This is a genomic window from Megamonas sp. Calf98-2 (assembly GCF_900110235.1).
In the GTDB taxonomy this organism is placed as follows: domain Bacteria; phylum Bacillota; class Negativicutes; order Selenomonadales; family Selenomonadaceae; genus Megamonas; species Megamonas funiformis.
Genome location: NZ_FOCY01000023.1, coordinates 1 through 14,810, shown reverse-complemented (window position 1 = coordinate 14,810; position 14,810 = coordinate 1). Strand labels below are relative to the sequence as shown.

The 14,810-nt window shown below is 31.3% G+C and carries 17 protein-coding genes, 1 pseudogene, 1 riboswitch and 1 other annotated feature; of the genes and pseudogenes, 15 read left to right on the top strand and 3 right to left on the bottom strand.

Features of this window, described 5'->3' with window-relative positions:
- Positions 1–78: 78 nt before the first annotated feature.
- Positions 79–657: a nucleotide exchange factor GrpE gene (grpE, locus tag BMX03_RS07955; RefSeq protein ID WP_091694738.1), complete on the bottom strand. Its 579-nt coding sequence runs from the start codon at positions 655–657 to the stop codon at positions 79–81.
- Positions 658–705: 48 nt separating this feature from the next.
- Positions 706–1,731, bottom strand: a complete 1,026-nt coding sequence (hrcA, locus tag BMX03_RS07950; protein WP_022228007.1) for a heat-inducible transcriptional repressor HrcA — start codon at positions 1,729–1,731, stop codon at positions 706–708.
- A gap of 254 nt (positions 1,732–1,985) precedes the next feature.
- A riboswitch (cyclic di-AMP (ydaO/yuaA leader) is annotated at positions 1,986–2,143 on the top strand.
- Between the two features lie 6 nt (positions 2,144–2,149).
- On the opposite strand from hrcA, the gene BMX03_RS07945 reads away from it, so the two are divergent.
- The 3 genes from BMX03_RS07945 (at position 2,150) to BMX03_RS07935 (ending at position 4,922) form a co-directional block, all read left to right on the top strand.
- Positions 2,150–2,812: a C40 family peptidase gene (locus BMX03_RS07945; RefSeq protein WP_008538289.1), complete on the top strand. Its 663-nt coding sequence runs from the start codon at positions 2,150–2,152 to the stop codon at positions 2,810–2,812.
- Positions 2,813–2,926: 114 nt separating this feature from the next.
- The gene (locus BMX03_RS07940) at positions 2,927–4,354 is read left to right on the top strand and encodes a histidine kinase N-terminal domain-containing protein (RefSeq protein ID WP_022228008.1); all 1,428 of its coding nucleotides are present in this window, start codon (positions 2,927–2,929) and stop codon (positions 4,352–4,354) included.
- Positions 4,347–4,922 (top strand): ANTAR domain-containing response regulator, encoded by a 576-nt coding sequence (locus tag BMX03_RS07935; protein ID WP_015562475.1) that lies wholly within the window; start codon positions 4,347–4,349, stop codon positions 4,920–4,922. Before BMX03_RS07940 ends, BMX03_RS07935 begins: the two co-directional genes overlap by 8 nt.
- A gap of 81 nt (positions 4,923–5,003) precedes the next feature.
- Here BMX03_RS07935 and BMX03_RS07930 read toward each other — a convergent pair whose 3' ends face one another.
- On the bottom strand, positions 5,004–5,378 hold the full coding sequence (locus BMX03_RS07930; protein ID WP_022228009.1) for a MarR family winged helix-turn-helix transcriptional regulator: 375 nt from the start codon (positions 5,376–5,378) through the stop codon (positions 5,004–5,006).
- Between the two features lie 205 nt (positions 5,379–5,583).
- Here BMX03_RS07930 and BMX03_RS07925 point away from each other — a divergent pair, with 205 nt between their 5' ends.
- From BMX03_RS07925 to BMX03_RS11540, 12 genes and pseudogenes are all read left to right on the top strand, one after another.
- Complete coding sequence (locus tag BMX03_RS07925) at positions 5,584–6,351, top strand: YdcF family protein (protein ID WP_008538285.1); 768 nt, start codon at positions 5,584–5,586, stop codon at positions 6,349–6,351.
- 39 nt (positions 6,352–6,390) lie between these two features.
- Positions 6,391–8,214 carry an excinuclease ABC subunit UvrC gene (gene uvrC / locus BMX03_RS07920; protein ID WP_022228010.1) on the top strand — a complete coding sequence of 608 codons (1,824 nt, stop codon included), beginning with the start codon at positions 6,391–6,393 and terminating at the stop codon, positions 8,212–8,214.
- Between the two features lie 83 nt (positions 8,215–8,297).
- Positions 8,298–8,548: a binding site (T-box leader), on the top strand.
- Between the two features lie 170 nt (positions 8,549–8,718).
- Positions 8,719–10,167: a sodium:solute symporter family protein gene (locus tag BMX03_RS07915; protein WP_091694735.1), complete on the top strand. Its 1,449-nt coding sequence runs from the start codon at positions 8,719–8,721 to the stop codon at positions 10,165–10,167.
- A gap of 117 nt (positions 10,168–10,284) precedes the next feature.
- Positions 10,285–10,641, top strand: coding sequence for a YlxM family DNA-binding protein (gene ylxM / locus BMX03_RS07910; protein WP_008538282.1), 357 nt, complete (start codon positions 10,285–10,287; stop codon positions 10,639–10,641).
- Between the two features lie 2 nt (positions 10,642–10,643).
- On the top strand, positions 10,644–12,011 hold the full coding sequence (ffh, locus tag BMX03_RS07905) for a signal recognition particle protein (protein ID WP_008538281.1): 1,368 nt from the start codon (positions 10,644–10,646) through the stop codon (positions 12,009–12,011).
- Between the two features lie 43 nt (positions 12,012–12,054).
- Positions 12,055–12,330, top strand: a complete 276-nt coding sequence (gene rpsP, locus BMX03_RS07900; RefSeq protein ID WP_008538280.1) for a 30S ribosomal protein S16 — start codon at positions 12,055–12,057, stop codon at positions 12,328–12,330.
- A 15-nt stretch (positions 12,331–12,345) separates the two neighbouring features.
- Complete coding sequence (locus BMX03_RS07895; protein WP_008538279.1) at positions 12,346–12,576, top strand: KH domain-containing protein; 231 nt, start codon at positions 12,346–12,348, stop codon at positions 12,574–12,576.
- Between the two features lie 130 nt (positions 12,577–12,706).
- Entirely contained in the window at positions 12,707–13,114 is a 408-nt protein-coding gene (locus tag BMX03_RS07890) for a YlqD family protein (protein WP_008538278.1), read from the top strand.
- Entirely contained in the window at positions 13,086–13,607 is a 522-nt protein-coding gene (gene rimM, locus BMX03_RS07885; protein WP_091694733.1) for a ribosome maturation factor RimM, read from the top strand. Before BMX03_RS07890 ends, rimM begins: the two co-directional genes overlap by 29 nt.
- A 2-nt stretch (positions 13,608–13,609) precedes the next feature.
- Positions 13,610–14,350 carry a tRNA (guanosine(37)-N1)-methyltransferase TrmD gene (gene trmD, locus BMX03_RS07880; protein WP_022228013.1) on the top strand — a complete coding sequence of 247 codons (741 nt, stop codon included), beginning with the start codon at positions 13,610–13,612 and terminating at the stop codon, positions 14,348–14,350.
- A gap of 239 nt (positions 14,351–14,589) precedes the next feature.
- Positions 14,590–14,784 (top strand): annotated as a pseudogene (locus BMX03_RS07875) (IS607 family transposase); the annotation flags it as partial.
- A partial coding sequence (locus BMX03_RS11540) for a helix-turn-helix domain-containing protein (RefSeq protein WP_177159372.1) occupies positions 14,762–14,810 on the top strand: 49 nt, incomplete at its 3' end. The pseudogene BMX03_RS07875 and the gene BMX03_RS11540, both read left to right, overlap by 23 nt.

The window sequence follows — 14,810 nt, the reverse complement described above, 5'->3', positions numbered from 1 at the left end:
CTAAAAACATCTATATATAAATATAAGTGTTATGCAATTTAATAAAATATTTTATATTAATTATAGTTAATTAAATGATTAATTAGCTACAACTTTTACCATACTTGGGCGAATTACTCGACCTTGTACCATATAACCTTTTTGGAATTCTTCTTCGATGGTATCATCTTCTTTTTCAGGGTCTTGAACGCGCATTACAGCTTGATGGAAATTAGGATCAAATTTTTCACCAGCAGCTTTAATAACTTCAAGACCATTTTTCTTCAAAGATTCCATTAATTGGTTGTAAACCATGGAAATTCCGTCATGAAGAGGAGTACCAGCAGCTCCTTCAACAGCTAAAGCACGTTCAAAATTATCAATGATAGGTAATAAATCTTTAATTAATCCTTGAAGGACTACACTAGATAATTCTTCACGTTCTTTTTCATTGCGACGACGGAAGTTTGCAAAATCAGCTTGCAATCTTTTATAGTGGTCTTTGCTTTGCTGTAATAATTCTTTTTGAGCTTCAAGTTCTTTTTTTATTGTATCAAAAGTTGCTTCATCATTTTCTACAGCAGTCTCAGTAGTAGTTTCTTCTACTGTTTCTTTAACTTCATTATCAGAAGTAGTTTCAGTCTGCATAGTTTCTTTAGTTTCTTCTGGAGTAGCCATGAATCAACCACCTTCTTAGTTAATAATAAATAGTTTAATCTTTATAGATTACAAATGAAATCTATGGAAAATATCAGCAAGATTAGCATTCATAAATTTTAATAAAGAAATTATTTTGCCATAATCCATACGTGTTGGACCTAAAACAGCTAATGTGGCAATTGGTTTACCATCTAAATGATATGTGGCACTGATAATACTGCAATCTTTAATATCATTATATTTGTTTTCTTGACCAATGGTAACAGCTAAACTTTCATCTTTTTGTGCATGTAAAATATCATATAAAAGTTGTTTTTCTTCAAACATAGATAATAGTTTTTTTACTTTATCTATATTATGAAATTCAGGCTGTTCCATTAATTCTCTTGCACCACCTAGATAAAGTCGTTCTTGCTTATCTTTGGCTAATGCTTCATCTATAATATTAATGATAGCATTAAAAACTGTGGAATTAACAGTTTCACCACGAATTTTGCGAATTGATGCCATACTAATATCTGATAGACGCTTACCTTTGAGATAATGATTAAAGATACTAGCGATATTATCAAAATCCTCAAAAGAAATACCACTTGGAATATCGATAATTTTGTTATCAATAAAACCAGCATCTGTCATGATGACAGCTATTACTTGATGTTCATTAAGTGGTAAAAATCGCAAATACTGAAAAGCTGTTTGCGTTAATTGTGGAGCTAAAACTAAAGATACATTTTTTGTCAGTTGAGAGATTATACGTGAAGTTTCACGGAAAATTTCTTCAACAGAACGTACCTTAGTAGCATACCAATTATTGATAAGAGATATCTCATTCTCCGACATTTGTTCTAATGTTAATAAGTCATCAACATAAAAACGATAACCTTTTGATGAGGGGATACGCCCAGATGAGGTATGGAGATGCTTGATATAACCAAGTGTCTCTAAATCTGCCATTTCATTACGAATTGTCGCAGGGCTAATTCCCAAACTATATTTCTTAGCAATTGTTCGGGAGCCTATTGGCTCTGCAGTAGATATATAGTCATCTACAATGGCTCGGAGAATGCGTTGCTTTCTTTCATCTAGCATTTCTTTCACCCCTATTGTTAGCACTCTATAATAGTGAGTGCTAACTTCTAATTAAGAATGTATCACTATTTAGACAAAATGTCAATGTCTTTTGTTTAATTAAATAAAAAATTTCTTAAGTATAATAAAAATAGTTGAAATTAGTTTAGTTATTATTATATAGGAACTAAACTAAATGATAAAAATTATTGATTATAGGTTGAGGTTTTTAATAAAATAGTGTAAAATATAGATTATGAGCGTAATAAAAAAATAAAAATAGAAAGCCGAATCCAGCTCAGGAGCGGGAGAACCAATTTTTTGGGGTGAATCTAATTTATTTTGGTAGAATTTACTGAAATTTTAGATGGATAGTCTTTCCTTCTCTGTCCTAACCCGTCAGCTAACCTCGTAGGCGATTTTGAGAGGAGTCTTTTTTTTGAGTAAAGTTGTCCGTGTTTTAGTTTTATCTTTGTGTTTGATCTGTATGAGTGCTATTGCTAGCGCATCTTCTTTCCGTTTAGGAGACCAAGGTGCAGAAATCGCTGAAATTCAAGCAGCATTGGCAAGTCAGGGTTATGATGTAACAGCAGATGGAGATTTCGGTCCAGCTACACAAGCTGCAGTGGCAGCATTCCAATCAGCTAATGGTTTGGATAATGATGGTTTAGTTGGCGCTATGACATATCAAACATTGATGGGACGTAACATGCCTGTAGTAAGCCGTAGTTCTAATTACATTGCAAAACGTATCATTAATTCATCTTTGAATTATATTGGCGTGCCATATGTATTTGGTGGTACAACTCCAAGCGGTTTTGATTGTTCTGGTTTTACGCGTTATGTTTTTGCTACAGCTGGTATTTCTCTTCCACGTACAGCAGATGTACAATTTGAAATAGGTACACCAGTATCTTATGATAACCTTATGCCTGGTGATTTAGTATTTTTCTCTACTTATACTTATGGAGCATCTCATGTAGGTATCTATATGGGTGATGGTAATTTTATTAATGCTTCTTCTAGCCGTGGAGTAGTTGTCGATTCTTTAAGTAGTTCTTATTGGGCATCTTGCTATATTGGAGCACGTAGAGTTTTATAATTACATAAATTAAATTAAACATAATTTAATTTAATACAAAGGAGACGATAGGTCTCCTTTTTTCTTTATAAAAATAAATAAAAGCATAAATTAAAGAAAGTGAAGTGAAGAATAATGTCTTTTTTGAATAATTGTAGACAATTTACTAATTTATCCGCTATGAAAGCTAATTTTTTACAAAGAATTAATACAGTATTACCTTTAGTTTCTGATTTGGTACATGCACATGTAGCTATGTATACATTTTCCCAAAAAGAAAATTATTTCACTGTTGTTTCTGAATTTGAACCACATACTACGTATAATCCTATAAAACAATCATTGATAGGGAAGGAAATTCCTAAAGTACAAGAGCCTTTAATTGATAAAACTATTAAATTTAAATCAAAATATGAAGGTCAAAGAGAATTAGATTTTGGTAAATTTTATCAAATGTATACTATACCGATTGTCGTTGATTATGAAGTAATAGCTGTTATTTGTTTTGAGATAAATTATGAAGATACACAAACAAGAGGTTTTACTCGTCTTTTGAAAACTGCCTTTATTATTTTGGAAAATGCGCCTAAAAAAGCAGATAATAAAATGTATAGAGCAATTTCTTCACGAGATGGGATTATCATTACAGATAAAAATGAACGTATTATTTTTGCTAATATGGTAGCTTCAAGAATATATCATGTTTTAGGTGTTAGTAATTTGTTAGGTTGTTATCTCTTTGATAGACAGTTGACTTTACATATTAGAAAAGAAACTATTTTGCCTAGATGTCCTTATGAAAAAGAAATTGAAGTGGGAAATTTAGTATTGATTAGAAGAGACATTCCAATCAATGAAGCAGGCAATTTATTGACACGTATAGTGATTTTATCTGATGTTACTGAAATTAGAAAAAAGGATAAAGAATTAAAAATAAAATCAGCAGTGATACAAGAAATTCATCATCGCGTAAAAAATAATTTGCAAACTATTGCTAGTTTACTTAGATTACAAGCTAGACGCTCAAATTCAATGGAAGTAAAAGAAGCTTTAAAGGAAAGTGTAAATCGTATTTTAAGTATATCAGTTGTGCATGAATTTTTATCACAACAAGGTGATGAAAATATAGATGTAATGGAAGTAACAAAAAATATTTTGCAATTAATTCAGCAAAATATGTTAGATAGTCATTTTAAATTGGAGACAGAATTTATTGGAGAGACAATAATTTTACCATCAAAACAAGCTAGTAATTTAGCTTTGATCATAAATGAATTGATTTTAAATTCAATTGAGCATGGATTTTTAGGCAGAAATTATGGTAAAATTGGTCTTAAAATAAGTCAAAGTGATGAAGCCTATATAATAGAATTGTATGACAATGGTAATGGTTTACCAGAGATTTTTTTTGATTTACCGACAAAATCTTTAGGACTTCAAATTGTGAGAACTTTAATTGAAGGAGATATGAATGGTTCTTTTGACTTATATAATGATAATGGGGTTCATGCCAAGATAGCTATTCCCTATAAATTTTTAATGGAGAGTGAAGTTGATGTCTAAGTTAAAAATTGTGATTGCTGATAATGAATCAATCATTCGTATGGATTTGAAAGAAATGTTAGAAGAAGCTGGGCATGAAGTCGTTGGAGAATGTTTTAATGGATTAAAGGCTATAGAATTAACGCAGCGATTAAAACCTGATTTAGTGATTATGGATATAAAAATGCCAGAAATGGATGGGATTACAGCTGCAAAGAGAATTTCTGACCAAAAATTAGCTCCTGTTATTTTGCTTACAGCTTTTAGCCAAAAAGACATTGTAGAAAAAGCTAAGAATTCAGGTGTTCTAGCTTATTTGGTAAAACCAATAAAGCCAAGTAATTTGTTTCCAGCAATAGAAATTGCACTATCTAGATTTAATGAAATTAAACAATTAGAAAGTGAATTAGATGATATAAAAAATTCACTAGAAATGAGAAAATTATTAGATAGAGCAAAAGGTATTTTGATGGAGGCTTATAATTTGTCTGAAAGTGAAGCTTATCGTAGAATACAAAAATATAGTATGGCAAAACGAAAAACAATAAAAGAAGTTGCACAATCAATTATTCGCGCAGCTACAAAATGATAAATAAAAAGGGCATTAACTTTTATAAGATAATGCCCTTCTTTATTATTTATACTATTTATGATAATTATGTTTTAAAAGTTAAATGTCATCATTGATTTTATTTTTTATTTTGCTCAATAAACCCATTAGTATTTTTTGTTCTTCTACATTGACAGCTTCTAATACTCGGCGACAATTTTGAGCGATAACTTCAAACCATTCATTATATTGTTCAATCGCCAATGGTGTGAGATAAATATATTTTTCACGTTTATCCTCACCACTTTGACGCATGATAAGATTTTTTTTCATCAGCTGACGAATTGTTTTAGAGATTGTAGCAGGTTCAATATTTAAATAGTTAGCAAGTGCTGTCTGTGTCATAGTGCCTTGATCGTGAATTGTTTTTAAGATAGTCCATTCAGAACCATAGATATTTGTACTGTATAATGCACGGTTTACACTTTTTGACATAGCACGTGTTGTTTGATATAGTTGATGAACTAATTCGTCTGTCTGTTGAATTGTTTCTAGAGAAATTTCGATGATAATCCCCTCCTTATATACTGTTATAACAAATAATAGATATTTTTACAATGAAAATTAATGAAGAAATTAACGATGATTTTGTTATATTTATAATTTTTAGGGGAAAAAGTACGTTATAGGAGGTATATTTATGCTTTATTTAGTTAAGATTTTTTATGCTTTTATAATTCCACCGGGAGGAATTATATCACTTCTGATTTTATTTAATATTTATTTATACTGGAAAAAGATTAAAGGTAAATATATTTTAAGCATGATTACTTTATTGTTTTATTTGTTATCTACAAATTTTATAGCTTATCATTTAGTTAAGCCATTAGAGAATTTTTATCAAAATAAAACTATTGAACAGTTAAAGCAAGATAAAAATGATGTGATAATTATGCTAGGTGGTGGTGCGATAAATGTAGCAGATATTGATGGCGAAGGGCAAGTTTCAGGATATGTAGCTAATCGCATGATTACAGTTATGAGATTGCAAAAAGAATTGGATATTCCTATTATTTTATCTGGCGGAAAGGTGTTTGAAGATACAGGACGAGAAGCTGATATTGAAAAGCGTATATTTGAAGGTATGGGCGTAAATTCGCAAGCTTTGATATTAGAAAATCAGAGCAGAAATACAGTAGAGAATGTGCAAAATAGCAAAGTTATAATGGAAGAATATAATTTTACTAAGCCATTAGTAATTACATCAGGCTTTCATTTGTTAAGAGCAATGGAAATATTTGCACGTGAAGGAATTGAAGCTACACCATATGTAGCAGATTATCAAATGAGTGATGAGTTAGTCTTTAGTATTTTTAATTTCTTACCTAATAATGGTAGTTTAAATACATCTTGTATGGCTATTCGTGAATATTTGGGTATTTTGGCTTTAAAATTAAAAATGCAATGAGTTTTAATATAAATATAATTAGATTAAAGAGAATATAAAATGATGATTAATGAAGTATTACAAGAAAAATTAAAATTATTGCCTACAAAATCAGGTGTTTATTTGATGAAAAATAAGCAAAAACAGATTATATATGTAGGTAAAGCGATTAATTTAAAAAATCGTGTGCGACAATATTTTCAATCGAGTAGAAATCATTCAGCAAAAACAATTGCTATGGTGTCGCATATAGAAGATTTTGAGACAATAGTTACAGATAATGAATTAGAAGCATTAATTTTAGAATGTAATTTGATAAAAAAACATCATCCTAAATATAATATTATGCTTCGTGATGATAAGACTTATCCCTATTTAAAAATCACGTTGAATGAAAAATATCCAAGAATAGTAACTACTCGTCGCCTTATCAAAGATGGCTCAAGATATTTTGGTCCATATACAAGTTCTACAGCAATGAAGGAAACTTTAAATTTATTGCGTAAATTATTCCCTTTGCGAACTTGCAAGCATTTAGCAGATAGACCTTGTTTAGAATATCATATAAAAAGATGTTTAGCTCCTTGCGCTAATTATATTGATGAAGATACTTATAAAGAGATGGTAGATGGAGTATGTTTATTCTTAGAAGGTAAAAGTGAAGTTGTAGAGCAGAATTTGGCGAAAAAAATGCAGATGGCAGCACAGAATTTAGATTTTGAGAAAGCTGCTAGATTGAGAGACCAATTATTAGCTGTGCGCAAGATAATGGAAAAACAAAAGATATTATTAGATGATGGTGATATAGATGCTATTGGTATCGCTAGAGCTAATTATGGAATTTGTATAGAGATATTTTTTATTCGCAATGGTAAAATGTTAGGTCGCAATCAATTTTTATTAAATGATGAAGATGATGATGAAAAAAATCTTATAACAGCCTTTTTGAAACAATATTATAATGATGCGGTGGATATTCCTAAAGAAATATTGATACCAGAAGAGATAGCAGAAATAGAATTATTGCAAGAATGGCTTTGGACAGAAAAAAAGAAAAAGACAAAAATTTTATTGCCTAAACGTGGTGTGAAAAAAGATATTTTGACGATGGCAAAAGAAAATGCAGAAAAATATTTATTAGAGCAAGAGCAAAAATTAAAAGATATGAAGGCTCGTAGTTTAGGTGCTGTCTATGATTTACAAAAATATTTAAATTTACCTAAGCCACCAATGCGTATGGAATGTTTTGATATATCACATATTCAAGGTTCAGAAACAGTAGCTTCTATGGTAGTATTTCAAGATGGCAAGCCAGATAAAAATTCTTATCGTAGATTTAAGATAAATTCTACTGAAGGAAAACCAGATGATTTTATGTCGATGAGGGAAGTAACTACTCGCAGATATGTAGGCATTGATAAAAATGATTTACCAGATTTGATAATCATTGATGGTGGTAAAGGTCAATTGAGTTCAGCTTTGGAAATTATTCGTGGAGCAGGTCATTATAGCGTTCCTGTAGTGGGGCTTGCTAAGCAATTTGAATATATTTTTACAGAACAATCATCAGAGCCTGTTATTTTGCCACGACAATCAGATGCTTTATATTTAGTGCAAAGTATAAGAGATGAAGCTCATCGCTTTGCTATTACTTATCATCGTAAACTTAGAACAAAACGCAATAAGATATCTATATTAGATAATATCTCTGGAATTGGTGCTAAGCGAAGAAAAAGTTTATTTGACCATTTTGAAACGATACAAAATATAAAAAATGCTTCAGTTGATGAATTGATGGCGGTACCAGGAATTAGCGAGCAAATAGCAAAATCTATATATAATTTTTTCCGCACACATGAGTTAGTGAGCAGTAAATTAAAATAAATTTACAACTACACATTTAATTTACAAGTTTACAATAAATAATCATTGACAAATATGAATTTTATTGTTATAGTAATAGACAGATAAAAACAGTGAAGAGGAAAAGTAGATTTATGAAGCTTGCAGAGAGCTATGGTTTGGTGGGACATAGTAGTGAATTAAATTGAAATACACCTTAGAGTTGCAAGGCTGAACAATTATAATAATTGAGATTAATTAAGTAAGTTTTGTCGGAGTGCCTCCGTTATCATGGGCTAGGATATGTTAGTATCCGAATGAGTGGCTAAAAAAGCAAATTGGGTGGTACCACGGGTTATAACAGCTCGTCCCTATATAGGGGCGAGCTTTTTTGTATGCTTTTTTAGTTGGATGAATTTATTTTAAACTTATATCAGCTGATAATAATACTTAAGTTTTTGACAAATTAAAATTTAATCTGCAGTAATTTAAAGATTGATGTTAAAGTAAAAATTTTGATTAACATCATAAGAAAGGATGAAAACTATGTCTATTCAATTAATGATAGTCTGTTTATATGTAGTATTATTATTTGCAATATCTTTTTATGTAAAACATCGCGCTAATAAAAATCCTATGGAGTATTTATTTGCAGGAAGAAAATTATCTACATCACTTATTGCTTTTAATGTAACAGGTCTTGCTGTAGGTGCTGCTTCTACTGTTGGTGTGGCAGAAAATGCAACACAGGTGGGCATTGCAGCTGGTTGGTACAATGGAGCATGGGCAATCGGTGCTGTGGTTATGGGAATTTTAGCCGCAGGGAAATATAGACAAATGGGTTGCTCTACGATACCAGAATTATTTGAACGTTATTATGATAAAAAAGGTCGCCTTATAAGTGCAATTGGTTTAGCAATCATTCTTATTTGTATTATTTCACTTCAATATGTAGCAGGTGGGGCAATTTTATCAACACTTATGCCAGATATATTTTCTATGAAAACAGGCATGATAATGAGTGCTATAGTTTTCATCGGTATTACTGTTGTGGGCGGATTGTGGTCTTCGGGTATGTCTAATATGATAAGTGTTAGCTTAATTTATTTAGGAATTTTATATTCAACTATTTCTGTCGTAGATAATAATGGTGGTCTTGTAAATATCAATAATAATTTACCTGTAGTTGATTTTTCTTGGTTTAGTCCTATTGGTGGCTTAGGCTTAGCTGTAGTATTGGGTTGGATTTTGATTATGATATCTCAAGCACTCACTTTGCAAGGAACTGTACAGATTGCCTGTGCTGCAAAAGATGCTAAAACAGCAAAAAAAGGCTTTATTTTAGGTGGAGCATTGATTTTCCCAATTGGCTTTTTATCAGCTATTTTAGGTTTAGCAGCTAAAGTTCAATATCCAGATATTAATCCAACTATGGCACTTCCTCAAATCATCATGAGCTTAGATCCTGTAGTTTCAGGGATAACACTTGCAGCATTATGGGCAGCAGATGTTTCCACTGCTTGTACAATATTATTAGGTGCAGGTACGCTTATTTCTCAGGATATTTATAAACGTTTTATCAATCCACAAGTAACAACTGCAAAATTTTTGCAAGTAAATCGTTTAGTTATATTATTAGTAGGTCTTGCTACTTTATGGTTAGCGTTTAATGCAGTGGGAATTTTAAAAACTATGATGATTGGTTTAAGTTTGACTACTGCGTTTACTGTAGTATTTTTATTTACTGTGTTTGCTCCTAGTCTTTGTCGTAAAAATTCAGCATTTTACACTACAGTTGTAGGTTTGATGGGATTGGTTTTATGGCAATTTGTACCTCAGATACATGTATTGCCACATGTAATTTATTTTGAATGGATTATCTGCATAATCAGCTTTTTAATTATCAGTGTTGTGGATAAACAACCAATTAAAATTGTAGAAAAAAATAGATATGAAGAAAAAGTGCTAGTAAAACAAGAAGTTTTGAGCCGTTAAAATTTTTTACAACCTGACAAGTAAAAATACTTGACAGGTTGTTTTTTGTCATATATAATAATCAAAGTCGTAGGACATAATTAAATTTGATGAATAATGAAAGCTCAGGTGGTTTAAATGTTAGAAAAGTTTTTGCACATGAGCGCTTTATTTGATATTTATGGGGCTTTGCTAACTGACAAACAGAAACGTTGTCTACAAATGCACTTATTCGAAGATTTTTCACTATCAGAGATAAGTACAGAGTTAGGAATTTCACGTCAAGCTGTTTATGACATGTTGCGTCGCAGTGAGCAAATCATGCAGCAATATGAAGATAAATTAGGTTTGGCAGCCCGTTCGACAAAAGAAAAAACAGAGCTTTTGTCAATTTTATCTGATTTATTAGCATTAAAGCAGGAATCAGAAGATAACAGGCTTAATAATATAATAAGACGTATTTCTGTGTTAACAAATGATAGCAAGGAGGCATAAATTTGATTTTTGAAAATTTAGCTGATCGTTTGCAAGAGACTTTTAAAAAATTGCGTGGTCATGGTAAATTAACAGCTGATGATGTTAATGCTACCATGCGAGAAATTCGCATAGCTTTATTAGAAGCCGATGTAAACTTTAAAGTAGTTAAAGATTTTATTAAAAAAATAAAAGAACGTGCAGTAGGACAAGAAGTTTTAGAGTCCTTGACACCTGCACAAGCTGTTATTAAAATTGTTAACGAAGAGTTAACAGCATTGATGGGGCAGACTCAAAGTCATATAAACATTTCACCAAAAGCTCCTACAATTATCATGATGGTAGGTCTTCAAGGGGCAGGTAAAACAACATCTGCTGGTAAACTTGGTTTGATGTTTAAAAAGCAAGGCAAACACCCATTGATGGTTGCAGCAGATATCTATCGTCCAGCAGCTATCAAGCAGTTACAAGTACTCGGTAGTCAAATTGATATTCCAGTATTTGCTAAAGAAGATTGTAAAGATGCTGTGCGTATCGCTAATGAAGCAATAGATTATGCAAAATCTCATGCTAATGACATTGTAATCATCGATACAGCAGGACGACTTCATATAGATGAAAACCTCATGCAAGAGTTGAAATCTATAAAAGAAGATGTAAAACCGCATGAAATCTTATTAGTAGTTGATGCAATGACTGGTCAAGATGCAGTTAATGTAGCAGAAAGCTTCAATAATGATTTAGGTTTAGATGGTGTTATCTTAACTAAAATGGACGGGGATGCTCGCGGTGGTGCGGCGCTTTCCGTTAAAGCTGTTACAGGTTGCCCTATTAAATTTGTGGGTGCTGGTGAAAAATTAGAAGCCTTAGAACCATTTTATCCAGATAGAATGGCTTCTCGTATCTTAGGTATGGGTGATGTGCTTACTTTAATTGAAAAGGCACAGACTGCTTTTGATGCAGAAGAAGCAAAAAAAATGGAAAAAGCTTTCCGCAAAAATGAATTTACATTAGATGATTTCTTATCTCAATTAAATCAAGTGAGAAAGCTTGGCTCTTTTGAAAATATCTTAGGTATGATACCTGGTATGGGTGGACTTAAGAAAAAACTCGGTGATGTGGATATCGATATGAATGGTAAAGAAATCAAACATATCGAAGCTATTATTAGAGCCATGACACCGGAGGAAAAAAGAAATACAAAAATCATCAATGGTTCTCGCCGTAAGCGTATCGCTATGGGTAGTGGAACAAAAGTTCAGGAAGTCAATAAGCTCTTAAAGCAATTTGATGAAATGAAAAAAATGATGAAGAAAATGTCTAATATGAAACAGTTAAATAAGAAAGGTAAAAAAGGAAAAGGCGGTTTTAAACTTCCTTTCTTTAGATAAACCTTCTATAATATAACTTAATCACTTTAAGGAGGTGAAAACATTGGCAGTTAAAATTCGTTTAAATCGTATGGGTGCTAAAAAACGTCCATTCTATCGTATCGTTGTAGCAGATTCTCGTGCTCCACGTGATGGTCGTTTCATCGAAATCTTAGGTAACTATGATTCCACAAAAGAACCTGCTATTATCAATATTGATGAAGAAAAAACTTTAGACTGGATGCTCAAAGGTGCTCAGCCTACAGATACAGTTAAATCTTTACTTAGCAAAAAAGGTATCATGACTAAATTTGATGCAGCTAAACATGCTAAGAAATAAGAAAGAGGCAAATAGATGAAGGAACTTGTTGAAGTAATAGCAAAATCACTCGTTGATTATCCAGAACAAGTTACTGTTGATGAAATCGTTGATGGTAATCATGTTTTGTTAAAATTGCGTGTAGCTTCAGCTGACATGGGAAAAGTCATTGGTAAACAAGGCCGTATAGCTAAAGCTATGAGAACTGTAGTGAAAGCTGCAGCTTCCTGTGAAAATAAAAAAGTTACAGTTGATATCATCGAATAATTGCAATAAAAATAGCCGAAGGTCGATTATGACTTTCGGCTTTCTCTTTATCCAAAATCTTTTCATTATAATATATATATGATAGTATATATCATGAGATTAATGAAATAATTAAAGTGAGGTTATAATTATGGAAAGTATTTCTTTACAATGTCCAGTAACAATTAAAGTAAAAGTTACTGAAAAATTTAGAGCTAAAATGTTAGATAAAATGGAAAAACAATTAGCAGAAGTAGATTTAAAATTATCTAAAATCGACATTCAAAAGAAAAAATTTTTAGAAGAACATGCTGAAGATAATATTCAACAAGTCGGAGCAATTGTTCAAAAAATGGAAGTAGACAAAGCTAAAGGTTTAAAATTAAAAGCTAAAATTGAACAAGATATTGCTGATATGAAACATTTAGGTTTAGGTGCTGAAATTATTCAAGGTACTATGCAACATGTATTTAATGTAAAAGTTGGCGATAAAATGCCAGCTGTTATGAATACTGAAATTATCGTAGAGGATGAAAAAATCATTGAAATCCGCAACTAATAAAAAGATTATTATTGGTAAAATCGGTGCAGCTCATGGTGTTAGAGGAGATATGAAAGTATATCCTTTAACAGATTTTCCGGATAGATTTAATACTATAAAAAAAGCATATGTAGACGATAAAGAAATAAATATTATTTCTACTCGCTATCAGGGAAATTTTGTAGTGATGAAAGTAGAAGGTGTTAACTCTCGTGAAGAAGTAGCACGTTTTACGAATAAATTATTGAAAATAAATCGCAGTGATGTACCACCACTTGAAGATGGAGAATATTATGCTTTTGATATAATCGGACTTCAAGTAATCAATCAAGATGATGTTGTTTTAGGTGAAATAACAGAAATTTTGAAAACTGGTAGCAATGATGTATATATTACTAAAGCTAAAGATGGCAGACAAATTTTAATTCCAGCATTAAAGAAAGTAGTTACTGAAATAAATGTTGAAGATGGATTTATGAAAGTAATTTGGGATGAAAATCAGGAAGTGTAATTATGAGAATAGATATATTATCGTTATTTCCTGAGATGTTTGGCGGAGTTTTTGGTTGTAGTATTACTAAAAGAGCGATTGAAAAAAATATTTTAGATATACAAATAACAAATCCTCGTGATTTTGCTTTTAATAAGCATAATCAAGTTGATGATACAGCTTATGGTGGTGGTGCTGGCATGGTGATGAAACCAGAGCCATTATTTAGAGCTGTAGAAGACGTTAAAGCTAAAACGCAAATTGAAAATAGCAAGGTTATATTGATGTGTCCTACAGGAAAAGTGTTCACTCAAGAAAAAGCGAAAGAACTTGCTAATTTTGATCAGTTAATATTTATCTGTGGTCATTATGAAGGCTTTGATAATCGTGTGGTACAAAATTTAGCTGATGAAGTAATTTCTATTGGTGATTATGTATTAACAGGTGGAGAACTTCCTGCTATGGTGGTAATCGATGCTGTATCAAGAATGCTTCCAGGTGTATTAGGCTCTGGAGAGTCTGCGCCAACAGATTCTTTTTATAATGGACTTCTAGAATATCCACAATATACAAAACCACGTGAGTATATAGGTCTTAGCGTACCTGATGTACTACTTTCAGGAGACCATGCTAAAATAGCAAAATGGCGTCGACAAGAATCTTTGCGTGTTACGTATACAAATAGACCAGATTTACTTGAAAAAGTAGAATTAAGCAAAGATGATAAGAAATTTTTAGAGGAATTAAAAAATAATTCTAAATAGAAAAAGGCTTTTAATAGAAGACAAAATCTATTAAAAGCCTTTTATAATTTTTTAGGCTCTGTCACAACAAATGGTTGATTTTGACGAGAAATAGCGTATAATAATAGTAAGAAACAGTACCACCGAAGGAGGCTTAAAGCTGTTATAAATAATATATAATTTTATATAAAAATCTATAAATTATTTAAAGATTATGATATGGCACTATTGAGGTGATAATATGAAATATTACTCAATAGGAGAATTTGCAGACAAAATATGGAACAACAATTGAAATTATTGATAATACAGAGAGAACTGAAGAACAAGAGTTAGTAGAAGATTTAATTCAAATAGTTACTGTATTTAGTTGTAGACTTCAAGGAAAAAGAGCTAATAAAGCTAAAAAAATGATTAAGGAGTTAATAGAAGATGATACTTGCGAAAAAAGTTAGAATTTATCCAACAAAAGAGCAAGAAC